The organism is Paenibacillus sp. B46(2026), from assembly GCF_056786355.1.
Window position 1 is genome coordinate 1,036,058 of record NZ_CM165907.1, and the last position, 22,847, is coordinate 1,058,904.

Genomic DNA, 22,847 nt, shown 5'->3' on the forward strand with positions numbered 1-22,847 from the left:
ATACTTCTTTTTTGTTTGTGGTAAAATGTCGGTTTTTATGCATATAAATACATACTGTTGAATATTTGGTTCATAATTTCGCCATGAATTAAAATAATTAGGTTGTTGTAAATGCCTTCTAACTTGTTATAATATAACCTATTGATATTGATAATCACTATCATTTGTTGTTTTTGTCACTAAATTACGCACGAGGAGGTACATGATACTGATTTTATCCAAATACAATAGGCTGCATTTGGCCGAAATTTTCTAAATTCTAGGGGGTATAAATGAAATGAAAAAGTCTATTTCTTCAAAATTAATGTTTATCATGGTTGCAGCTTTAACTTTGGTGTTGGCAGCATGTTCAAGTAATGAACCTGCTACTTCTGGTACTTCTAATACAGAGGCCGCAACTGATGCTGCTACTACAGTTACAACCGTTGAAATTACGGATGCTCATGGAACAGTAACTGTACCTGTAAATCCAACGAAGGTCGTTGCTCTGGATAACAGAACATTTGAGACTCTGTCCACTTGGGGAGTCAAACTAGCAGCAGCGCCGAAGGATGTAATGCCTGCGGATTCACCATATGTGGCGGATGAATCGGTACAAAATATTGGGAATCACCGCGAACCAAACCTTGAACTATTGGCATCAATACAGCCTGACCTTGTCATTGTTGGTCAACGGTTTGCTAGCTACTATGAAGACATCAAAAAATTAGTGCCTAATGCAGCAGTGATCGACCTTAATATTGAGCTTGAAGAAACAGCATCACCTGGAGAAAACTTTGTTAATGGACTTAAAGATGCAACAACCAATTTGGGAAAAGTTTTCGAGAAGCAAAAAGAAGCTGCCCAACTGATTGCTGATTTTGATAAAGCTATTGAAGAAGCTAAGGCCGCTTATAATGGTGAAGATAAAATTATGAGTGTTGTCGTTTCTGGTGGAAACATCGGTTTCTCCGCTCCGCTTACTGGACGTGTATGGGGACCATTGTATGATATTTTCGGCTGGGTTCCGGCACTAGAAGTGGACAAATCTTCTTCTGATCATCAAGGTGATGATATTTCTGTTGAAGCGATCGCCCAAAGCAATCCAGATTGGATTTTCGTACTGGATCGGGATGCAGCTGTATCTGCTGAAGAAGGTGCCGTTCCAGCTCAGGACGTTATTGATAACTCACCTGCTCTGCAAAACACCACTGCTATTACTCAAAAACAAATCGTTTATGCTCCAAACGACACGTACACCAATGAATCCATCGAAACTTTCTTGGAGTTGATTAACAACCTTACGAAAGCTTTAGCTAAACAGTAAAAAGGAGTATGCTGCAGTGCAGAAAAATTTAATACCAAAATTAGCCGGGGTTGAGAATTCTCAACCCCAGCGTCATAATCCGAAAAAGCTATGGACCATACCTTTTATCATTGCGATTATAGCCACTATTATTTTAGGCATTACCTCACTGCTTATTGGAGTCTATGACATACGAGGACAAGCGGATGGAATGGAGATGTTCTTCATTACTCGTGTCCCAAGAACTGTTGCATTAATGCTTACCGGTGCCGCAATGGCAATGGCAGGACTGGTCATGCAGCTTATTACACAGAATCGCTTGGTGGAACCTACCACCACCGGAACAATGGAATGGTCAGGACTGGGGATCATGTTTATATATCTGGTCTTTCCTGCCCCGAGCTTAACGCTAAGAATGACTGGTGCAATCATTTTTTCTTTTATAGGAACGATGATTTTTTTTATGTTTCTAAAGAAAGTTAAACTCCGTTCGTCTTTGGTAGTCCCGATTATTGGGATGATGCTTGGAGCTGTCATTTCTGCATTTTCAACTTTCGTTGGGCTTGTGTTCCAAATGACTCAAAATATCGAAAGCTGGTTTGCAGGCTCCTTCTCATCTGTGCAAATTGGCAGGTATGAATATTTATGGCTCATCGTATTGGTGACTATTCTTATATTTGTTTTTGCTGATCGGCTGACATTAGCCGGACTAGGGGAAGATGTCGCTACCAGTCTTGGCGTAAATTATGACAGGATCATTCTTTTGGGTACTGCCCTTATTTCACTAGCCGTTGGAATCGTTGCAGCTGTCATTGGGAACTTGCCTTTTCTAGGGTTAATTGTCCCCAATATCGTTTCCATGTTTAGAGGTGACGATCTCAGGAGCAATCTGCCATGGGTGTGCTTATTAGGGATGGGTAGCATCATTGTGTGTGATATCCTGTCTCGAGTCATTATCATGCCTTTTGAAATACCTGTCTCCATGATCCTTGGAACAGTGGGAGCCGTCGTATTTATTGTCATTTTGTTAAGACAAAGGAGGTCAACAAGGAGGGTAAGATGAGCGACTTAGCAAGTAGAAATCCACTAAATATCGAAATCGATTCTAGCCGTCGTCCTAAAAAAAGATCAGCTAGAGCCTTCCGTACCAAGAAAGAAGAAAAGCGTTATTGGATTTTGCTGATAACATTGATTGTTTTGGGCATTTTTGCATCGGTTGGACTACTTGTTTATAACAATCCGGTCCCGGTATCTTCTCCTTCTTTCATACCTGTTGTTACAAGAAGAGTAGTTGCTCTGGTTTCAATGCTTATCGCTGCAATTTGCCAAAGTTTATCTACGGTTGCTTTTCAATCGATTACGAATAACAAAATTATAACTCCGTCCCTTTTAGGTTTTGATGCTATTTACTCAACCATTCATACGAGTACTATATTTTTCCTTGGTGCTACGGTATTTGTGAATTTTAGCGGTGTTGATTCCTTTTTATATCAAGTTGCTGCAATGGTCATCATGTGTTTAATCCTCTATGGATGGTTACTTTCCGGAAAATACGGCAATTTACAACTTCTACTTTTAGTCGGTATTATTATCGGGACCGGTCTGAGGTCTGTATCCTCTTTTATGAGAAGACTTCTTGCACCGTCCGAATTTGATATTTTGCAGGCAAGAATGTTTGCTTCCGTGAATAATGCGGATTCTGCCTATTTCCCAATTGCGATTCCTATCGTCATCATTGCAGCAATCCTGCTGCTTGCTAATGCCAAGAGGTTAAATGTATTGTCGCTGGGTAAGGATGTCTCGACTTCCTTGGGAACTAAACATCAAAGTAGTGTGATTTATATGCTGGTCCTGGTTTCCATTTTGATGGCCATTTCGACGGCTTTGGTTGGACCACTTACATTCTATGGATTTTTAGTTGCAATTTTGAGTTATCAGGCAGCGCAAACCTATGATCACAGATATGTTTTCCCAATGGCTCTTGCTATAGGGTTTGTGATCTTAACCGGTGCATACTTTATTATGAATCATGTTTTCAATGCCCAAGGTGTTGTTTCCATCATTATAGAATTGGTTGGCGGACTAACATTTTTAATTGTGATTTTAAGGAAGGGTTCTTTATGATACAGATCAATAATGTCAAAAAGTCCTATGCAGCCGAGGTAGAGATAGGCCCTTTGAATATTCATATACCCAAAGCTGGTCTTACTTCTTTAATTGGACCCAACGGTGCGGGGAAGTCGACGACACTTCTGATGATCGGAAGACTTTTGGATTTGGATGAAGGTCAAATTAAGGTTGCCAATATGGATGTTTCCACATCCAAATCAAGGGACCTGGCCAAAATTGTAACGGTTTTACGACAAGAAAATCATTTTGTTACAAGGCTTACCGTTAGACAACTTGCTGGATTTGGACGTTTTCCTTATTCTAAGGGAAGATTAACGGATGAAGATGAAGCTATTATTTCTAAATATATTGATTTTCTAGACTTAACTGATCTTGAAAATAGATATCTAGATGAGCTTTCTGGTGGTCAAAGGCAGAGAGCCTATGTCGCCATGGTGTTGTGCCAAGAGACGGAATATGTACTTTTGGACGAGCCTCTAAACAATCTGGATGTAGCTCGTTCTGTTCGGATGATGGAGCATTTGAGATATGCCGCTAATGAATTTGGAAGAACCATTCTGACGGTTATGCATGATATCAATTTTGCAGCCAAATATTCAGATCGAATATGTGCTATGAAAGATGGACAAATCGCCGCTTTTGGAACAGTAAAAGAAGTGATGGACCCCGAAATTTTAACAGATATTTTTGAAACGAAAATTGAAATTATCGATGGACCTTATGGACCGATAGCGATCTATTAGTTACAGGCTTCATAAAAAGTTGTTTGTTAAAACGGTTTTCAGAAAGTAGAGTGATCACTTCACTCTACTTTTTTTTGATAAATACCGAGCATCTTCCTGCAAACGTTTCTTTCTCGATCAGAAGCGATTTTCGCTCACAGAGCGTTCTTTTGGATATGAAAAGCAATCTTCTATGCCATTAATTGGCTTGACGATGCCAGATAGTGTAATCTGGAGATTATAAAAATCCAATTGAACGAGAAGGGATCGGGATCATTAATGACACAAAAAATCTATTATGACTCTGCTTACACCGGAGAATGGCATACAACGATTACAGGCAGAGTGGACAAGGAAGACGGCGTATATGTCACGCTGGCGGAGACTGCTTTTTACCCGCATGGGGGTGGACAGCCTTGTGATCTGGGACAAATTGGTGATATCGCTGTTCTGGATGTGAACATCGAAGATGGCGAGGTGTGGCATAAGCTGGAACGCGCGCCTGAACAGAATGAAGTCCAATGTGAGATTGACTGGCAGCGAAGATTCGATCATATGCAGCAGCATACGGGACAGCATTTGTTATCGGCAATCACGCTGAAGCTAACGGAAGCGATGACGCTCAGTTTCCATCTCGGTACGGAGTATGACACGATTGATGTGGCTTCGGCTGAACTGGGAGCGGATCAATTGATCGCCATTGAACAAGAAGTGAATCGTCAGATCTATCGTAACGCTCGGATCAACACTTCATGGGTTACAGCAGAAGAGGCCGCACAATTGCCACTGGTGAAGCAGCCGACGGTAACGGAAGACATTCGCATCGTCGAGATCGAGGGTGTGGAGTATAATGCTTGCGGCGGAACCCATGTGTCGGCGACAGGCGAGATCGGTATCATCAAACTGTTGAAAACCGAAAAAGTGAAGGGGGGCACCCGCATTTATTTCAAATGTGGAACAAGGGCGCTGAATGAATTCACTTCCACACAAAATGTGCTCAATAGCATCATGGTTAAATTAAAGACCAGTAAGGACGAGTTATTGGAGCGCATTGAAAAAATGGAAATGGAGCAAAAGCAGCTGCAAACCGAGCTGAATGCAGTGAAAACAACCAATGATGCCTATTATGCGGAGGAACTTCTGGCTGCTCGGCAAGGGCTGGTTATTGCTCAGGTCTTTGAAGACAAATCGCTCAAGGATATGCAGAGCCTGGCTACCAAGCTGACGGCAGAACATGAGGGGCTTGTACTGTTCGCCAGTATCTCGGAGGCTAAAGTCGTTCTGGCACAGAATGGACAACCGCCTGAATGGGCTTGTGGACCTTTCTTCAAAGGCAATCTTGGAGCCTACCAGGGTAAAGGTGGAGGCAGTGAAAAAATGGCTCAGGCAGGCTTTGCCAGCAGTGAAGATGCGCTTGCCTTTTATGAGTTCACCAAGGACCAGCTGGGACATCACTGATCTCCTTATTTAGATAAGAGACGGGTATTCAAGTGTACGTTCATGAGACAAGCACGTCACGTTGTGGCACTGTGTTAACCACCTTAATTAGTCTGGATGTTAAGCATCCAGCTCAGCAGGACGTTTCTTGGCATGCCCAGCGACTTCATATACAGACTTGTGTGATATGCAGCAGTTAGCCATGCCAGATGACCGCCGTATCCTATCAGCAATCTTAATAGCAGACTACAACAAAAAGAGGCATCCCGTAAGTTCTTGAACTTCATGGGATGCCTTTTTGATGTACAGCCAGATCTTCCTACAATTCTGCAGATGCCTGCGTCAGCAGACCGCCCAGCCATTCATAATCGGGCGTATCCTTTTCCTTGATCTTGATCGTTTTGCGCTCTTCCGGGCCTTCAAATATCCCATCAGGCAGATCGAGTCCGGTTGCATGGAAGATGGTGAAGGATAGGGCCTGTTTGGATGGCGAGATGACCGCAGCGTACTTCCCGTTTTTTAGAAAATGAGGTTTCTTGTATTGCACGCGTTCCTGCACATCAGGGATGGAATCATGTACCAACTGACGCAATTGATCAGCGACTTGAACTTGCCAGGGAATCTGAATCTGTTCAATAAACTCAGTGACTTCTGCATTCTTGGTCAATTTGGTTCACCCTCCGTATGGATCTGATTGTGTGCTTCCCATTCTGGTCTTAGAATTCCCATCATGAGGCGGTCGTAACGCTTACCATCACGATATACAGCTGAGCGTGCCCGACCTTCCAACTGAAAACCAGCCTTTTCATAGGAACGGATTGCTTTGGCATTGTAGGCGATGACATCAAGGCCAACCCGGTCCAGATTCATTTCATGGAATGCATATCGTAAAATAAGATTCAACGCTTCGGTGCCATATCCCTTGTTGCGATGTTCGGCGAGTCCGATGCCAATGGCAAGCTGTCCGCAGCGGTTGTTCCACTCAATGCTATGAATGACGACAAAACCAATCAGTGTATCCTCTTGTCATGAAACCTGACATGTTAGTAATATGAAATAATCGATTTAGATTAAATAACAAATACAATAAAAATGTCGGCAGGAGTGATACGTTTTGGAGATCAAAGTGGATGATTTGAGTGGAATACAGGTCAAAGCGTTAATTGCAGAGCACTTGCAAGGGATGGCAGCCGATTCACCGCCGGAGAGTATCCATGCGTTGAATCTGGATGGACTCAAGAAGCCTGAAATTACCTTCTGGTGTGGATGGGAAGGGGATGACTTGCTCGGCTGCGGGGCTATCAAAGAACTTGATCCAGAGCATGCAGAGTTGAAATCGATGCGTACCGCTTCGGCTCATTTGAGAAAAGGCGTAGCGAGAAAAATTTTGGCGCATATTATGGACGTTGCTGTAGAACGTGGCTATAAGCGAATCAGTCTGGAGACAGGCTCAATGGATTCGTTCATCCCGGCACGGAAGCTGTATGAAGATTTTGGATTCGAATACTGCGAACCATTTGCAGACTATATATTGGACCCGAACAGCATGTTTATGACGAAAACAATCTAAAGTGATTTGCATGAGAACCCAGTATTCTGTTGTTGCAGAATGCTGGTTTTTTTATTTGCAACATATCATACATATTCAAGTTTGGAAAAAGAGTAGAATAAACTCAATGATGCAACATGGACCATGCTATGAAAAGGGTGGAGGGAGTCGTGCATGATATATTGGTGGTTCGATCATATGAATCCGCTGTTTGCCGTCTTGGTGTTATGTCCCGTAATTGCTGTGGTGCTTGGAATCTGCAGTTATTTTGCCAAATGGTTTAGACTCTGGGTAGCGCTGATTATTTCTTTTATGCTGCCTTTGTTGTATATCGCGAGTGATCTTTCAACATTGGGTAGTAACATAGGCGCTTGGTTCATCTATGGGGCAGTGTACAGTTTGATCAGCTGGATTGTACACAGATTGCTTCGTGCCATTGTGGGGTATAAAACATAGGTTATGTCCATATATGTTTGGGATGAATTGGCCATAAGGAACTTCTGGGCTGATTGATGGACAATAGGGTATACTGGACATTATGTCTATGAAACAAGACAGCATTACAGACGTTTTTTACATCAGGAGGACTTGAATTGGCTCAGACAGAAGGAACACTACAGAAGAAGCTTAAACCAAGACACATCAGTTTTATGGCTATGGGTGGTGTCATTGGAACAGGAATTTTCAAAGGCAGTGCAGAGACGATTGGACTCGCAGGTCCGGGCGTTATTGTCACGTACATTTTTGCTGGATTATTGCTGCTGGTTGTTATGGCCGCGATGGCGGAGATGGCTACGGTGTACAAGAACAAAAATATGAAAGACTTCGTACAAGAAGCATTCGGTAGCAGAGTTTCCTTTGTTATGGGATGGATGTACTGCTTTCTATGGTTATCGGTGTGTGTCATTGAAGTGATTGCCGCCGGGAGTTTTTTGCAGTATTGGTTCACGGAAGTACCGCTGTGGATGCTGAGTCTGGCTTGTGCGGCGTTCATTATACTGGTTAATCTGCTCAGTGTGGGTGTGTTCGGTGAATTTGAATTTTGGTTGGCCGGGATCAAAATTGCCATGATCATTATTTTTATCTCCCTGGGTGCAGGGTTGATCTTTGGCATTATCCCAAGTGATAACACTCCATATCTGCAAAATTACACGCAAGCAGGCGGGTTCTTCCCGAACGGATGGTCATCGATCTTCTCGGCACTGCTTGTGGTCATGTTCTCTTATGGGGGATCGGAGCTGATTGGTCTGACCCTGACCGAGACGGAAAATGCAGAAAAAGTGATGCCCAAAATCGTGGGTAATTTCATGCTCAGAATTATTCTGTTCTTCACGTTGCCGATTCTCATCATCTGTGGTCTCATCCCATGGAATGAGATTGGGCCGGAGAGTAGTCCGTTTGTACAGGTGCTCGCCTCCACGGGACTGCCGGGAGCGGCACACATTATGAACTTTATTTTGGTGACGGCAGTTCTGTCTGCTGCGAATTCAGGGATCTACGGTGCATCACGGATGATGCACTCCATGGCAGTGGGTGGGGAAGCGCCGAAAGCATTGTCACAGACAAATCGCAACGGCAGCCCGGTGAATACGCTTTTGGTGTGCGCGGTTGTATTGCTCGGAGGTTCCATGCTTGGCCTGTTCGCGCAGCATCAACTGTTCCGTGTATTGCTCGCCGTTCCGGGGTTTGTGGTAATCCTGGTGTGGATCTGTATTGCTTCATCGCAGTTGAAGCTGCGGAAGAGATATCCGGTTCAACCAACCTTCAAAGTCTGGGGGTTTCCTTATATAACCGGAGTTGTGGTACTATGTCTCAGTGTGATTGCAGTGATGTTTGTGTTTGATGCAGGTAATCGGTTCAGCATTAGCATCTGTCTGGCCGTGCTCGCATTGCTGGTGATCTGGTCCCTGATTCGATTCAGGAGGACGAATGGACGAACAGTTTAGTATTTGTAATATATAAATGTGAGATAATACGTAACAAAGAACATCCCGGCGTTGGTACTCGAGCCGGGATGTTCTTTGTGTTAACAGTCTTTTGGTATTCAATTTATTGTCCTACATACTTATCCATAAAGTGATCTACTCTTTGGAAATATTCAGTTGGATAATGATTAATCGCATCGATGTGTTCCGTGTTTTGCGGATACCATACTTCTGCATTGGGATTATCTTTCAGGGACGCATAGATCGTTTCTGTATTTTTATAACTTATTTGCTGATCTCCAGTACCATGAATGAGCATAACCGGCTTGTCTTGCATTTTTTTAACCGCGTCCATAGGTGATACGGAATCAAGATCAACGTTAAAGACCCAATCCGCCATCCAAGTCGATGTGTAACTGAAAGGGAATGCAGGAAAACCTGAGAAGAATGGCAGGCCCTCTCTTAGGAATAAACCGGCATTACGAAATGGACTATCTGCAATTACAGCCTGGATATCATCACTTTCACTTGTGGCCAGTAGAGAAGTAGCAGCCCCCATAGAGAAGCCGATAACTCCAATATGGTCTCCTGCATGATCTCTGGATTTTAGATAGTCTACAGCCCCAAGTAAATCGTGTTTCTCACGGAGACCCAGCGTAATTAAATCCCCATCCGACTTACCCTGTGAGCTGAGATCAAAGGCCAGTACGTTATACCCCTTTGGAACGAAATGCTCTACCAACTTGGGAGTACGGCCTTTGACTAAACGATTGCTCGTATACCCATGTACGACAATAATTGTTTTGTTACTTGCTGTGCCTGAAGATATACTCGCTGGAAAGAAAGTTCCTCGAATTGTATTATCATTTTTCAAACTCTTGAATTCGACTTCCTCGTAAGGTGTTTTCTCCATATTCAATTCGTAGCTGACATTGGTATCCCGTGGATGATGTAACAACGTATCTACTATTTTATAGGATACAAAGAATACAAGAGAGACAATAAGCACAAGTGCTATCCCCAGGCCCCATAACAGTTTCTTGCGTTTCTCCATGCGACCTTTAAATGTCAGAACGGGTGGTAAAGATGGTTGACTCATTCAGATTCCTCCAGTGTTTCATCATGTTGTATTGGTGCAAACAGATAAAAGGCATGTCCCTTCAGATTCTCCCACTCAGGATGATGAAGGATGTCTTCACCGAGAGTTAAAGCTACTCCATTCAAAAAGGAGATATAACTACGAGAGATCATTGCTGGAGAGAAACGTTTGTTGAACTCCCCCATGGATTGCCCCTTTGCATAGACAGCTTCAATCGTATCGGTCATTATTTTTATGCTTTCAAGGACCTTCTGTGTAAGTTCGGGGAATCTGGTTCGTTGCCCCAAGACAGATTGAGCGAGTCGCAACTCATTGGTGTAGAAGTAAATATGACTGAATTGTTCTTCTACCATGTTTTTAATCAACGTACCTGGTGTTCCTTTTTGTTGTAGAGAAGCAAGTGATTTCTTCTGAATATCATCAAGCGGTTCAAGTACAGCGGCATGGAACAGAGCTTCTTTGCTTGGGAAGTATTGAAAGATGGTTCCGGAAGTTACTCCTGCAGTTTTTGCAATAATAGCCGTTGTGGTATTGGAATATCCGCTTTCGGCAAAAAGGATCACGGCTTCTTTTAGGATTCGTTTACGCCGCTCGAGTCTCTTTTCTTCATTAACCGGTCTGGCCAAAAGAATTCTCCTTTCATCATTTCAATTTAATTAATTAACTGATCAATTAATTAATAATATATCTGAATTAATTCCTTTTGGCAATAGTAAGTTGTTGATTCAGTTGCACTAATCTTTGAACATACTCTGATGCTTGCGTTGGAGTGTTTTGTTCCATCCAACAAAGCTACCAGGCCATGATAGCGTTTTTATGTAAACCCAATATTTTCTTGCCTAAATCGACATATTCGTTTACTATTTTCCCATACTTAGTGCTTCAAGCATGTGTTTTTTGGGTAGCGCCTAGTCAAAAAGGCTTGGGTTCACGGGAGAGGAAGAGGAGCGGATGATCGGTTTCTTTAGAAAACGTTTGGTTGTACGCATTGTTGCAGTAGTTACATTGGTCATTACGATCATTGCCGTTGGAAGCATGCTGTTACAGGTGGCCAATATGAAACTGGCTGCACAGGAGGCCATTTCGAGTTACAATATCCAAATTGCTCAGAGTTATATGAATCAGCTGGATACAGCATCTTATGCCGAGTTTGCCAAGGATCCCAAGGAGAATGACGCGTTCTTGAAGATTCGTGATGAACTGGATGATTTTCGTGTAAGTATCGGTGCAATGTATGTGTATTTCGTCAAAATAGATGACAAAGGTACGCCGCTTATTATGGTGGACGGCATGAAGGAAGCTGCCAAAGCTTCCCCGATTAATGAAGTAACGGATATTCCTGAGGATGCTGTTCAGAAGTTGTTGCAAGGGGGAACAGCCAGTTCTTCGATCATCAACAATGAGGAGTATGGCGACTACATATCCTCTTACGCTCCGATGCTGGATAGTAATGGGGCTTTAACAGGTGTGATCGGAATCGATACGGCGGTATCGGTTATTGGAAGCATTGAGTCAGACATTATGAATTCGAGTGTTCCCTTCTATGCTTTGTTGCTTTTAATTACACTTATAGGCATTGCTGTGGTCATGTGGTTTATCATAAGGGGGCTGCGGCCGCTTCAACCGCTTAAGGCGAGTGTGGAAAAAATGGCACAGGGTGAGCTTGCAGAAGCCAACCAAATTCTGACGTCATATCGTTTGCGGAGCCAGGATGAGATTGGAACAACATATCAAGCGATGATACATATGTCCGGGAATTTGAATAAGATCGTGAGTAACATGGTTGAAGGTGTAGCAGTAACTACAGATATTTTATCAGAATCAACCAAAGAGTTTAATCGCAGTACTGAAGAGATGCTCCAGATGAGCAAGACGGTTGACCAGTCTGTTGAACAGATCAGGCAAGGGGCACATACGCAGAAGCAGGGTGCAAGCGATAGCGCGAATGCGATGGAAGAGATCGCAAAAGGCATAACGGATATCTCCGAATCCTCGATGGTTGTATCAGATGCGGCCACAAGTGCACTTGCTACGGCAGAGTCGGGTAAACAGAGTATGACAATGATGAAAAAACAGATGGAGAGCATCTCAGATGTCTCGGGTGAAGTCGTGGCGATGGTTCAGGTGCTGAACAATTACTCTCAGGAAATTGGTGGTGCACTGCACACGGTTCGTGACTTTGCGAGTCAGACGAAGCTGCTTGCGCTTAATGCATCCATTGAGGCAGCACATGCAGGAGAACACGGCAAAGGTTTTGCGGTTGTGGCGGACGAAGTTCGGAAGCTTGCGGAAGCCTCAAGCACATCCATGGAACGGATCTCAGATCTGCTGCTTCGCATTCAACAAGAATCACAGCAGATTGGCTCACAGATGGGGGTTACCGCAACGGAGATTGGACAAGGTGTTACGATTACAGCAGAAGCGGAGCAAGCATTTGCCCATGTGGTTGATGCATTCCAACTCGTGACCCGTCGCATTCAGGAAGTCTCCGCTGCGACAGAGGAAATCTCGGCAGGATCAGAAGAGGCTGCCGCCTCGGTCAATACGATCTCCCAGATCTCAGCGGGGGTGTCGGATCATTCGGATGAAATCTATCGTTTAATGCGTGAACAGTCGGCCATGTTCAACAGGGTGGCGCAGACCTCCACAATGCTGGAGCAGCAGACCAACGAGATGAGTGAAGCCGTACGCAAAGTTAAAGTATAGTTTGAGTAAGGTGTAGTAGTAATAGTACCGGAAGAGATAATCAGACAAGAGTATAAAATATAGGTTTTTATGTGACTATGAAAAGTAAAAAAAGAAAAGTGCCCCTTTCTTGGAGAAGTTGGTGTTCATTCAAAACTTCCTTCAGAGGCGTGGAGCACTTTTTTACGTTTACACCGTTAAATGATCCAACTCAATCGCCTGTCTGAAGCGTTGGGCGAACCGTTCTGCCGCTAATGCGGCCTCCTTGGATTCCGTTTGGACGAAGCCAATGTGCATTTTGGGTCGATCGAACACAGCGATTTTGACTATCTTCATTAGGCTATCTGTCCATTAGGATTATGAATCATAACGGTAACAGATCGCTTTGCCTCCAGTACCCTCGGAGCTGAATTCCGCATCTTCTACAAAACCGAAACGTTCATATAGCCGGATGGCGTTAACCATCTGACCGCCCGTATATAAGTACACTGTATTTTTGCCCATCTCTTTGGCAGAATCAACGCATTGCTGGAGCAATTCTCTGCCGATTCCGTGGCCTCTCCATTGTGGATCGACACCCAACAGCCGAATAAACGGATAATCAATTGGCAGTTCAAAGTTTGGATAAGCCTTGTGCGCGGTTTCGAATAATTGGACTGTACCGACAATTTGATCCTCAATCTTGGCAATCCACAATTGTTTGAGATACGGGTTGTCCAGAGACTCTCTAATGTCTTTCAGATAGGCTTCCCATCGATCATTTTGCTCAAAAGTCTCCCGATACTCGGCATAACTTGCAACAAGGATCTCTACAATCTCTGGATGGTCCGTTTCTGCGGCAGGATGAATCGTAACGGCAGCCGTTGTCATCTTTTAATTCCCCTTCTCTTATGGGTTAAGTATGGAATACAGTTTTCTTGCATTTTACCATAACGGATTCAATCCGATTCATTCAATTTTTCTATAGTTAACTCAGTCATTTCTATCGGTCAGAGCGCGTCAGCGATTGAGCTGTGTGGAATACAGATGATTGCGATATTCAGTTGGCGTATTGCCTTCGTATTGCTTGAACATACGCAGGAACAGCTTGTAATCAGAGAAGCCGCACTGTCCGGCGATTTCTTTTACACTGGCATTGGTGTTGAGCAGCAGCTGTTTCGCCCGGCGAATTCGTTCTGTGAGGATATAGGTTTTGAGTCCAGTACCTTTCTCACGCTTCACCATTTTGGAGATATAGTCTTTGTTAAAATTAAAATTTTCCGCAATCTGACTCACCGTAATGTTCGTATGCAGATGAATATCGACCCACTTGCAGATATGGTCCACAATCGCATTGTGGGGGCGATAATCGGCCTCTATATTCCGCTCCAGCTCTCTAAACAACAATAGCAAGGCTGCGTCTGCTTCCTCCGTTGAGAAGGATGACACATGTAGCAATTGCTTGAATAACTGATTGGCCATGGAAGGTACCTGGATAGTGGCATGTGTCCTAAACCAGTTGAATTCTGCCGACATGGCATCATAGTGAACCCAGTAGAAACTGACGGGTGTGTCGCTCATCTGGTAGCCGTAATGGGTGCGGCCGGCGCGCAGAAACAACAGATCGTTGGCACGAACTACATATTGTTCCTCTTCTTCCGCGATGTACATCTCACCTTCCAGCATCAAAATGATCTCATGCACAGGCATGCTGCGTCTCATGTGGCTCCAGTTGCCTTCGGATATGAACTTGCCGCACAGGTAATGTTCCAGTGGCTTTTGCATAGGACGGATTTATCCACCTTTTCTTGGATTATGAGTCTGATGTAATTGTATTTTATTTGATAGTATGGGGATATTCAAGCTCTACAGTAGATTGATGAGTATTAGTCTTGTAGCTAATAAAACGGATTTTACCCCTCAAGAATGAATGGATATCTATATAAGTTGAACTAATCATTTACATGATAACGGAGAGGACAGAAAAAACCTGAAAAAGCGGAGCGTTCGCCTAAAAGCTTTCTGAAAGAAAGCTGCTTCGAAAGCATACGCTATCCCTGGATTTTCCCATGAGAAAGGGGATCAAAAAAATCTGGGGATAACAGCGATTGGAAGGTTGTTCTGTCATCGTAGTGTCAGTGTAAATAATCTTTAGTTCAACTTATATATTACATCCCGAGAAGGAGTGAGTGTCATGATTGATACGAAAAAAGGATTTCTGGGACCGGAACATGTAGATCTGCTAAATGGTGTGTTCCAAACTTCACAAAGAGTGGGGGAGCGTTACCTGTTAGCGCTGGATATTGATCGATTCCTGGCTCCATGCTTCGAAGCTCATGGTTTACCTGCCCGAAAAGAGCGTTATGCGGGTTGGGAGGCACGTACCATCAGCGGACATTCCCTTGGACATTATCTGTCTGCCCTGGCTGTGACGTACCAGGCAACCGGGAATATCACGTTAAAAGAAAGACTGGATTATGCGGTCACCGAACTGTCGAGAATCCAGCAGACCACGGGGAGCGGGTATATCGGTGGTTTGTCCGAAGAACCTTTCCACATGGCTTTTCGAGCAGAGAATATCGGTGGATTCAACATCGGTGAATACTGGGTTCCCTGGTACAGTGTGCACAAAATCTATCGTGGTCTGATTGACGCCTATAAACTCACTGGCAACGGACAGGCACTTGAGGTGGTTACTCGATTTGCAGATTGGGCAGTAGAAGGTTTGCTCCCGATGACAGAAGAACAGATGCAGACGATGCTTCAAAGTGAGCACGGGGGCATGAATGAAGTATTTGCACACTTGTATGGAATCACGGGCAAAGCCCTATACCTTGAGATTGCCAATAAGTTTACCCATCAATTGATCCTGAGACCCTTGGAACACAAGCAGGACGATCTTCAAGGCAAACACGCCAATACTCAGATTCCGAAAGTGATCGGTGCAGCCGAGATCTACAACCAGGACCATACCCATGAGAGTTATCGGACAGCGGCAGAGTTTTTCTGGGATACGACCATTCATCATCGTTCCTACGTCTTTGGTGCGACGAGCATATCGGAGCATTATGAAGCGAAGGGCATGGAGAGTCTCGGGATCAAGACAGGAGAGAGCTGCTGTACCCACAACATGATGCATCTGACGAAACAACTCTTTGCCTGGAATCACGATAGCGCCTACATGGACTATTATGAAAACGCCATCTACAATCACATCCTGGGCACGCAGGACCCGGATACGGGGAACAAAACGTATTTTGCCTCAACGCTGCAAGGTCACTACAAAATCTATGGTACACACGATACGGCTTGGTGGTGCTGTACAGGATCAGGCATGGAGAATCCGGGTAAATATGCCGAGGCCATCTATTTTGAAGACGAGCAAGACCTGTACGTCAACCTGTATATCGCTTCCCAGCTGGATTGGACGTCTCAGGGGATATCCCTGAAGCTCGAAACCGACTTTCCTTATTCGGAAAAGGTAACCCTGACGATCACCGGAGGCAACGCCTCGGCTCATCTAAGATTACGCGTGCCCTCATGGCTGCAACAGCCAATGACGGCAACCGTCAATGGGGATACGGAACATCCGTATACACGGATGGAACCCGGCTATCTTTCCATCGACCGCACATGGACTGCTGGCGATGTCATTACCATCACACTGCCGATGTCGCTTCGCCAGTACACCTCCCGGGATGATGCCCACAAAGTGGCATTCCTGTATGGCCCAATTGTACTCGCCGGTGCCCTCGGAAGCGAGGGTCTTCCAGAGGACACGATTGTGGACGAAACAGCACTGAATCCCAAGACCGCACCTGTACCTGTGATCTGGACGGAGCAGGAGGATGTACAAGAGTGGATCAAGGTTGTGGATGCAGACACGTTAACATTTGAACTTAGCAAAGATGTCACTTCCACAGGCCAAGCCGTGAATCTCATTCCGTTCTATGATGTGCATCATGAGTTCTATACGGTGTATTGGCCGTTTAACGATGAAGGTGATGCGCGGGAGAAAGCCTTGAATGATATCACAATCGACAGGGTTCAGGCGGATGGGCAGCAGGATGAGATTGGTCATCAACTGGATAGCAACTGCCGTGGGGAACACTATAACGGTTCGACCACGGATGGCCGTAACAAGCTGCATATGTGGCGAGAGGCTTTTGGCATCAGTGGGGCTTACTTCAGTTACCAACTGGCGGTGGATCGTGCCGTAACCAATTACCTATGTGTGGCCTATTGGGGCGGAGATCATTCTCCGTTTGAACGGGAAGGTACGTTATATGACAGACAATTCAGCATTACCGTGGATGGAACCGTCATCGGAGAGCAGCGAATTCACATGAACAAAATCGGCGAAGTGTTCTATGTGACCTATGATATTCCGGAGGCGGTTACATCAGGCAAAGACAGCGTTACGGTAATGTTCCAAGCGTTGGGTGACAACGGTTGCGCCGGAAAAGTCGTTGAGGTACGCACCACGCGAAGCAAACCGGAATCCATCTTTTCGTGAAAAGAGGCATGGTGTGAAAAGGCGCAAACACAATGTTATAATGAAAATAAATTACGGTTAGTTGTAAGAGGAGGTTGGAAGTGTGGCAAAACCCGATAATAAAGGTACGTATAGCTTTCAGGATTGGTTAACTTGGGAGGGGGCATGGGAATTAATTAACGGCAAAGCTTTTAATAATTCTCCAGCCCCCACTTCATTGCACCAGTTTATTGTGGGTGAGCTGCACTTCTCCTTGCGGACTTTTTTTCAGAATCGAAAGTGTTTCGTATTTGTTGCCCTTTTCGATGTGTATTTTAGCGAAAATGAACAATACGACGTACCAGATCACGTTGTACAGCCTGATCTATCGGTGGTGTGCTCCAAAGACCAGATATCCAAAAGTGGCTGCCACGGTGCACCTTCTTTAATTATCGAGGTGTTATCGCCTTCGACGGCGTTAAAGGATTTTAACGATAAATTTAACTTGTATCAGAAATATGGCGTGAACGAATACTGGATTGTTGACCCCGGCAATCAAACTGTCCATGTGTACACACTGGAGGATGGCAGTTACCAGACCCGTCATCTGTATACAGAGCAGGAAACGATTATTTCGGTCGTATATCCTGACTTGCATATTCCGCTGGATTCGTTGTTCAAGCTCAGGTAGTGGAAACACGAAAAAATGATGAACCAACGTATAAGAGACGAAACCGGATAATCTCCGTTTCGTCCTTTTTGCATTGCTCTTTTTCAGACAAGTCTTATATAAAAAATGACACGCATAGCTATTTTCCACGTATTACCTGATAACATTTCTTCTCCACAATCTGCCGTCTCGTAAGACGAACTTTTACGATTGACCACAAAATTTCCTGCCAAGTTCCACGTTGTCCCTGAAAATATGAAATGGGATAAGCCCAAACCACGTATATTATGAGTATCCAAATATCCAATGATATCCACCTGAGAGCGTTAACATCATGTACAATAAGAATAAGCTGAACAGGAAAATAACGACATAAAGCTTCAATATATAACATGAAAGGAGGTCGGATGATTGAACATGATCAAGTACATAAAATTGCTGGGGTTGATCTTTGGTATTGTGGCTGTGAATGTTCTCGCATTCTCACCCGGCTTTATCGGGCTGAATTTCGAAGAGGGTGCATTCACAACTGCGCTATCTGTTACCCTGTTGTTCGGCAGTGCAATGGCACTCTTATATGGGAGTTACACCTTGCTGTTCAGACAGCCCGTAGTCCTGCCCGTGAAGCATATCGAAACACATGAAGATTATGTGGAAGCACTATCTTTTTATAGACGGATCAAAGTCCTCGAAGAAGATATCACGCTGGGGCTGTCCCAACTTAACCGGATGAAAAAGAAGAAAGAAACACTCCTGAATGTGCTTCATCAGCGGTTTGATCCCGGGGAACTGAGCTACAAGAAATTCGCTTCGGTCACATTGGAAGTGGAGAAGCTGTTATACCTGAACATCCGCAGTGTATTGAACCGGTTGAATGTATTCGATGAAGCTGACTATGCCAACATGATGAAATCCAAATCCTCCACACTTCCCCAGAAGCTTTTTCAGGAAAAAACCAAGGTATACAACGATTATTTGTCTTATGTGAAGAATGCACTACACACCAATGAGGAAATTTTGCTCAAGCTGGATCAGCTGTTACTGGAGATTTCACGCCTCGACAGCTTTGAAGCCGGGGATATTGAACAGATGCCTTGTATGCAGGAGATTGATCAGTTAATCAAGCACACCAAATTATACAGACAGTGAGGGGTTGCTCGTATGGCCAAGAAGGGAAAGTTTTTTTTCATATCGATTGTAATGCTGGTACTCGTATTTGGTCTGGTCTATGCAGGGATTACACTGACGTCGAACTTTGGCAAGTCGACCACACAGGTGAGCACAGAGAATGCAGGTAAGGAACTGGGTAAACTGTATGCAGACATTGCACCAGCGACGGCGGAACCGGTCAAAGGACAGATTGATCTCGATCCGGTTGACGTGGCGGAATCGCTGCCGGATATCTCCAAATTCGCAATTGCCGTAGAGAATACAACAAATGATTACGTCGAAATCTTCTCTTCCACAGAGAAGTCGGGCAGCGGGGTAGACGGCTGGTTAACTGAGGTGGGTGAGGAGTTCAACAAAGCCAATATTACCGTTGGTGGCAAACAGGTATCAGTCAAAATCCGCAACATCGCCTCCGGTACGGCTACCGATTATATCAAGTCTGGCAAGTATATGCCGGATGCATTCACACCTTCTAACGAACTATGGGGCGAGATGGTTGAGGCTAGCGGGGTGAAGACGGAGATGGTTTCCGAGCGATTGGTCGGGAATGTTCCTGGTATTGTCATTTCCAAAGCCAAATATGACGCACTGGTTGATACGTACGGCTCCGTTAATGTGAAGACCGTAACCGAAGCGATTGCGAACAATGAACTCGCGATGGGATATACCGATCCGTTTGCCAGTTCTACAGGACTTAACTTCCTGGTAACCGCACTGAACACGTATGACAGTACTAACCCACTTGGAGAGAAGGCTATTGAAGGGTTCGAAAAGTTCCAGACGAATGTACCGTTTACAGCATCCACAACCATTCAGATGCGGGAAGCTGCCAAGTCAGGCAGACTGGATGCCTTTGTACTCGAATACCAGACGTATGTGAATACCGCTGATCTGAAGAGTGGTTACGTCTTTACACCATTTGGCGTGAGACATGATAGCCCGCTGTATGCATTGGGACAATTGCCGCAGAACAAACAGGAGATTATCCAGAAGTTTGCGGAATTTGTAACCCAGGCGAAGTACCAACAATCGGCGGAAGAGTTCGGTTTCAACGGGCTACAGGATTACAAATCCGAACTGGCTACAGTGGATGGCGGCACGTTACTGTCCGCGCAGAAAGTCTGGAAAGAGAAGAAGAACGGCAGTAAACCGATTGCCGCCGTGTTCGTGACGGACGTATCCGGAAGCATGGACGGCGAACCGCTTAACCGACTGAAAGAGTCCTTGCGCAAAGGTCAGAAGTACCTGGGCACAGAAAATAGTATTGGCCTGGTTTCTTACTCCAGCGGGGTAACCGTGAATCTGCCGATTGCCAAGTATGATACGAACCAGCAGTCCATGTTTGTCGGAACAGTTGATAGTCTGCAAGCTGGCGGCGGTACAGCGACCTTTGATGGGATCGTGGTGGCAATGAAGATGCTGGAGGATTATATGGCTGCTGATCCAAACGTGAAACCGTTGATTTTTGTCCTGAGTGATGGCGAGACCAACGAAGGTCATACCCTCAAGGATATCCGGGATCTGGTCGAAACGTACAAAGTGCCCATCTATACAATTGGATACAACGCGGACATCAAAGCCCTGGAGAGCATCTCCAGCATTAACGAGGCTGCAAGCATCAATGCCGATACCGACGATGTCGTGTACAAGATCGGAAACCTGTTTAACGTACAGATGTAAATATAAAGGGGGAACTATAGATGTCATTTTCAATGGAAATACCGAGCCAGAAGGAAATTCAGAAGGTCATTGAGGAAGAAGTGAAACCCGTGCCCGCCGAGGTCGCGGAGCTTCAACAAGTGGCAAATGCCAACGTAGAGATGATCATGACACTGGACCTTGAATCCCTGGAGAAGCGCAAAGAGATTTTGCAATCTATTGACGGTTTTGGCATGAACACGATGAGATCCTCTTCCGAGAAAAACGCCTTGCTTCAAGTCTCCGTTGGACATCTGTCCAAGACGGGAGACGAGGGCGGTCAGGTCGCCAAAGGCTTGACCGAGCTGCATATGCAACTGAAGGATCTCGACCCGAGCGTGGTCGACTTTGCCAAGACCGGTTTCCTTGGGAAATTGTTCAATCCGCTTCGCGCCTATTTCCTGAAATACCAGAAGGCTGACGCAGTCATCGCTGACATCGTAACCTCTTTGGATAAAGGTAGATCCACCCTGCGTAACGATAATACAACCCTGGAGATTGAACAGCAGAACCTGCGGGAACTTACCAAACGACTGCAAAAGGAAATCCAGCTTGGCGTGCTCATGGATGAGTCCATCGATGCACAGATTGAAGCGGCCAAGGTTCGGAATGAGGACCCTGAGAAAGTTCGATTTATTACGGAAGAAGTATTATTCCCGCTTCGTCAGCGGGTGATGGACCTGCAGCAGATGCTGGTCGTGAATCAGCAGGGCATCATGGCGATTGAAGTGGTCATCCGTAATAATAAGGAACTGATCCGAGGGGTAGACCGGGCGAAGAATGTAACCATCTCAGCACTGAAAATTGCCGTAACGGTAGCGAGTGCATTGTATAATCAGAAGATTGTATTGCAGAAGATTGAATTGTTGAACCAGACAACCAACGATCTGATCGCAGGTACATCCAAAATGCTCAAGGATCAGGGAATTGCCATCCAAAAGCAGGCGTATGAAGCCAGCATCTCCGTGGATACGATGAAACAGGCGTTCACTGATGTGTTGTCAGCGCTTGATTCCATCAGTCTTTATAAGCAGGAAGCCCTGCCAAGAATGCGCGAGACCATTAACCAGTTCCGTGAACTTGCAGATACCGGGGAGCAACAGATTCAGCGGTTGGAGAAAGGGCAGAAGCTGGGATTGTGATCAGAAGAGAGAAAAAACTACGTATTAGGTGCTTATCTTTATATATCATTAGAAAAAGCGACCGTTCTCCATTTGGCATGGGGAATGGTCGCTTTTGGATTTCTATGAATAGGTACTCTTTTTGGGTTTCTATGAAGATTGGTACTAATGTAGATACCCGATATTACGTGCATAAGGGTATATCTGCTGCTCGTATTGGTCAAGTAGAACGCCAGCCGCACGTACTTTGGCACGGCCTTGTTGCAGTATCTTAGAATTCACTTTGTTTTTGGAAACGGCTTGTTTGTACAACAAGTATCCTTCCAGCTGAAGGTAGCTTCCCTTGACATAATAGGCATGTATTTTCTTAAGTTCAGGATTGGAAGGCTTGATTTGTTTTAACATGGAGACTGTTTTTGTATAATTAGGGATCACTGTATTCGTAAGTTTGAGGTACATGGACTTGCGATTGGTTGAATTCACCTCACCTCCAACACTACTCAACGTGTTGATAGCTTTATCCTCATAAGGTACCAGACGAGATATTTGATCAAGGTATTTTTCGAAATCCTTTTGATCTTTAGTGAGCTCCTGTTCTGCATCACTTAATTCTAAGTCGTCAGCAAACTCTTCACTAAAGTCATCTTCGTCTTTACTATAACTCTGATCTGAATCTGAATATGTAGAGGTTGCTTCTTTGGCTGCATTGGCAGAACTGGCTGGAGAGAGAAGCACTCCGCCAAGCAAAACAAAACTGGTAATCAATGATATAATCCACGACTTCTTCAAATGTATTGTCATCCTCCTTTTGGTTGTATTCCATTGGATAATCTAACATATCATTACCAGAAATCACAGGAATACATTTACATAATTTCGGTGGTAAAGCTTTCTTAAAATTCC

Annotated in this window: 21 protein-coding genes and 1 pseudogene; 14 read left to right on the forward strand and 8 right to left on the reverse strand. The window is 44.7% G+C overall.

The annotated features are described in order from the left end of the window. Positions 1-277 precede the first annotated feature (277 nt). The 5 genes from AC1S8V_RS04790 (at position 278) to AC1S8V_RS04810 (ending at position 5,595) form a co-directional block, all read left to right on the forward strand. Positions 278-1,306, forward strand: coding sequence for a siderophore ABC transporter substrate-binding protein (locus tag AC1S8V_RS04790; RefSeq protein WP_482072645.1), 1,029 nt, complete (start codon positions 278-280; stop codon positions 1,304-1,306). Positions 1,307-1,337: 31 nt separating this feature from the next. Then, positions 1,338-2,348 (forward strand): ABC transporter permease, encoded by a 1,011-nt coding sequence (locus AC1S8V_RS04795; RefSeq protein WP_372238406.1) that lies wholly within the window; start codon positions 1,338-1,340, stop codon positions 2,346-2,348. After that, on the forward strand, positions 2,345-3,409 hold the full coding sequence (locus AC1S8V_RS04800) for an iron chelate uptake ABC transporter family permease subunit (protein WP_482072646.1): 1,065 nt from the start codon (positions 2,345-2,347) through the stop codon (positions 3,407-3,409). Before AC1S8V_RS04795 ends, AC1S8V_RS04800 begins: the two co-directional genes overlap by 4 nt. After that, positions 3,406-4,158 (forward strand): iron ABC transporter ATP-binding protein, encoded by a 753-nt coding sequence (locus AC1S8V_RS04805; RefSeq protein ID WP_482072647.1) that lies wholly within the window; start codon positions 3,406-3,408, stop codon positions 4,156-4,158. The genes AC1S8V_RS04800 and AC1S8V_RS04805 overlap by 4 nt, the downstream gene beginning before the upstream one ends. A 258-nt stretch (positions 4,159-4,416) precedes the next feature. Then, positions 4,417-5,595 (forward strand): alanyl-tRNA editing protein, encoded by a 1,179-nt coding sequence (locus AC1S8V_RS04810; protein ID WP_482072648.1) that lies wholly within the window; start codon positions 4,417-4,419, stop codon positions 5,593-5,595. A 298-nt stretch (positions 5,596-5,893) separates the two neighbouring features. Here AC1S8V_RS04810 and AC1S8V_RS04815 read toward each other — a convergent pair whose 3' ends face one another. Next, positions 5,894-6,241 (reverse strand): DUF1801 domain-containing protein, encoded by a 348-nt coding sequence (locus AC1S8V_RS04815; protein ID WP_482072649.1) that lies wholly within the window; start codon positions 6,239-6,241, stop codon positions 5,894-5,896. After that, a pseudogene (locus tag AC1S8V_RS04820) lies at positions 6,238-6,597 on the reverse strand (GNAT family N-acetyltransferase); the annotation flags it as partial. The gene AC1S8V_RS04815 and the pseudogene AC1S8V_RS04820, both read right to left, overlap by 4 nt. Positions 6,598-6,688: 91 nt before the next feature. On the opposite strand from AC1S8V_RS04820, the gene AC1S8V_RS04825 reads away from it, so the two are divergent. From AC1S8V_RS04825 to AC1S8V_RS04835, 3 genes are all read left to right on the forward strand, one after another. Then, positions 6,689-7,144 carry a GNAT family N-acetyltransferase gene (locus AC1S8V_RS04825; RefSeq protein WP_482072650.1) on the forward strand — a complete coding sequence of 152 codons (456 nt, stop codon included), beginning with the start codon at positions 6,689-6,691 and terminating at the stop codon, positions 7,142-7,144. A 153-nt stretch (positions 7,145-7,297) separates the two neighbouring features. Next, entirely contained in the window at positions 7,298-7,579 is a 282-nt protein-coding gene (locus AC1S8V_RS04830; protein ID WP_482072651.1) for a hypothetical protein, read from the forward strand. Positions 7,580-7,716: 137 nt separating this feature from the next. After that, positions 7,717-9,069: an amino acid permease gene (locus AC1S8V_RS04835; protein ID WP_482072652.1), complete on the forward strand. Its 1,353-nt coding sequence runs from the start codon at positions 7,717-7,719 to the stop codon at positions 9,067-9,069. Positions 9,070-9,172: 103 nt separating this feature from the next. On the opposite strand, the gene AC1S8V_RS04840 is transcribed toward AC1S8V_RS04835, so the two are convergent. Beyond that, positions 9,173-10,147 carry an alpha/beta hydrolase gene (locus tag AC1S8V_RS04840; protein ID WP_482072653.1) on the reverse strand — a complete coding sequence of 325 codons (975 nt, stop codon included), beginning with the start codon at positions 10,145-10,147 and terminating at the stop codon, positions 9,173-9,175. Next, positions 10,144-10,773 (reverse strand): TetR/AcrR family transcriptional regulator, encoded by a 630-nt coding sequence (locus tag AC1S8V_RS04845; protein WP_482072654.1) that lies wholly within the window; start codon positions 10,771-10,773, stop codon positions 10,144-10,146. Before AC1S8V_RS04845 ends, AC1S8V_RS04840 begins: the two co-directional genes overlap by 4 nt. A gap of 325 nt (positions 10,774-11,098) precedes the next feature. On the opposite strand from AC1S8V_RS04845, the gene AC1S8V_RS04850 reads away from it, so the two are divergent. Further along, positions 11,099-12,853, forward strand: a complete 1,755-nt coding sequence (locus tag AC1S8V_RS04850; protein WP_482072655.1) for a methyl-accepting chemotaxis protein — start codon at positions 11,099-11,101, stop codon at positions 12,851-12,853. 168 nt (positions 12,854-13,021) lie between these two features. Here the strand turns inward: AC1S8V_RS04850 and AC1S8V_RS04855 are convergent, their stop codons facing one another. The 3 genes from AC1S8V_RS04855 to AC1S8V_RS04865 form a co-directional block, all read right to left on the reverse strand. Beyond that, on the reverse strand, positions 13,022-13,168 hold the full coding sequence (locus AC1S8V_RS04855) for a hypothetical protein (RefSeq protein WP_482072656.1): 147 nt from the start codon (positions 13,166-13,168) through the stop codon (positions 13,022-13,024). Between the two features lie 21 nt (positions 13,169-13,189). After that, positions 13,190-13,702, reverse strand: coding sequence for a GNAT family N-acetyltransferase (locus tag AC1S8V_RS04860; RefSeq protein WP_482072657.1), 513 nt, complete (start codon positions 13,700-13,702; stop codon positions 13,190-13,192). Between the two features lie 129 nt (positions 13,703-13,831). Further along, complete coding sequence (locus AC1S8V_RS04865) at positions 13,832-14,596, reverse strand: helix-turn-helix transcriptional regulator (RefSeq protein WP_482072658.1); 765 nt, start codon at positions 14,594-14,596, stop codon at positions 13,832-13,834. A gap of 409 nt (positions 14,597-15,005) precedes the next feature. Here AC1S8V_RS04865 and AC1S8V_RS04870 point away from each other — a divergent pair, with 409 nt between their 5' ends. The 5 genes from AC1S8V_RS04870 to AC1S8V_RS04890 all read left to right on the forward strand — a co-directional run bounded on the left by AC1S8V_RS04870 (position 15,006) and on the right by AC1S8V_RS04890 (position 21,965). Next, the gene (locus AC1S8V_RS04870; RefSeq protein WP_482072659.1) at positions 15,006-17,327 is read left to right on the forward strand and encodes a beta-L-arabinofuranosidase domain-containing protein; all 2,322 of its coding nucleotides are present in this window, start codon (positions 15,006-15,008) and stop codon (positions 17,325-17,327) included. A gap of 82 nt (positions 17,328-17,409) precedes the next feature. Then, positions 17,410-17,976, forward strand: a complete 567-nt coding sequence (locus AC1S8V_RS04875) for a Uma2 family endonuclease (RefSeq protein ID WP_482072660.1) — start codon at positions 17,410-17,412, stop codon at positions 17,974-17,976. A 396-nt stretch (positions 17,977-18,372) separates the two neighbouring features. Further along, entirely contained in the window at positions 18,373-19,104 is a 732-nt protein-coding gene (locus AC1S8V_RS04880; RefSeq protein ID WP_482072661.1) for a hypothetical protein, read from the forward strand. A 12-nt stretch (positions 19,105-19,116) separates the two neighbouring features. After that, positions 19,117-20,805: a vWA domain-containing protein gene (locus AC1S8V_RS04885; RefSeq protein WP_482072662.1), complete on the forward strand. Its 1,689-nt coding sequence runs from the start codon at positions 19,117-19,119 to the stop codon at positions 20,803-20,805. 20 nt (positions 20,806-20,825) lie between these two features. Beyond that, a complete protein-coding gene (locus tag AC1S8V_RS04890; protein WP_017690481.1) occupies positions 20,826-21,965 on the forward strand; it encodes a toxic anion resistance protein in 1,140 nt (379 codons plus the stop codon). Positions 21,966-22,109: 144 nt separating this feature from the next. On the opposite strand, the gene AC1S8V_RS04895 is transcribed toward AC1S8V_RS04890, so the two are convergent. Next, positions 22,110-22,733, reverse strand: coding sequence for a hypothetical protein (locus AC1S8V_RS04895; RefSeq protein ID WP_482072663.1), 624 nt, complete (start codon positions 22,731-22,733; stop codon positions 22,110-22,112). Positions 22,734-22,847: the final 114 nt, after the last annotated feature.

Bases quoted from the DNA above. Each gene is read 5' to 3' on its own strand.
- AC1S8V_RS04790 (WP_482072645.1), top strand. From the start codon at position 278: ATGAAAAAGTCTATTTCTTCAAAATTAATGTTTATCATGGTTGCAGCT.
- AC1S8V_RS04800 (WP_482072646.1), top strand. From the start codon at position 2,345: ATGAGCGACTTAGCAAGTAGAAATCCACTAAATATCGAAATCGATTCT.
- AC1S8V_RS04805 (WP_482072647.1), top strand. From the start codon at position 3,406: ATGATACAGATCAATAATGTCAAAAAGTCCTATGCAGCCGAGGTAGAG.
- AC1S8V_RS04810 (WP_482072648.1), top strand. From the start codon at position 4,417: ATGACACAAAAAATCTATTATGACTCTGCTTACACCGGAGAATGGCAT.
- AC1S8V_RS04830 (WP_482072651.1), top strand. From the start codon at position 7,298: ATGATATATTGGTGGTTCGATCATATGAATCCGCTGTTTGCCGTCTTG.
- AC1S8V_RS04840 (WP_482072653.1), bottom strand. From the start codon at position 10,147: ATGAGTCAACCATCTTTACCACCCGTTCTGACATTTAAAGGTCGCATG.
- AC1S8V_RS04850 (WP_482072655.1), top strand. From the start codon at position 11,099: ATGATCGGTTTCTTTAGAAAACGTTTGGTTGTACGCATTGTTGCAGTA.
- AC1S8V_RS04855 (WP_482072656.1), bottom strand. From the start codon at position 13,168: ATGAAGATAGTCAAAATCGCTGTGTTCGATCGACCCAAAATGCACATT.
- AC1S8V_RS04860 (WP_482072657.1), bottom strand. From the start codon at position 13,702: ATGACAACGGCTGCCGTTACGATTCATCCTGCCGCAGAAACGGACCAT.
- AC1S8V_RS04865 (WP_482072658.1), bottom strand. From the start codon at position 14,596: ATGCAAAAGCCACTGGAACATTACCTGTGCGGCAAGTTCATATCCGAA.
- AC1S8V_RS04870 (WP_482072659.1), top strand. From the start codon at position 15,006: ATGATTGATACGAAAAAAGGATTTCTGGGACCGGAACATGTAGATCTG.
- AC1S8V_RS04880 (WP_482072661.1), top strand. From the start codon at position 18,373: ATGATCAAGTACATAAAATTGCTGGGGTTGATCTTTGGTATTGTGGCT.
- AC1S8V_RS04885 (WP_482072662.1), top strand. From the start codon at position 19,117: ATGGCCAAGAAGGGAAAGTTTTTTTTCATATCGATTGTAATGCTGGTA.
- AC1S8V_RS04890 (WP_017690481.1), top strand. From the start codon at position 20,826: ATGTCATTTTCAATGGAAATACCGAGCCAGAAGGAAATTCAGAAGGTC.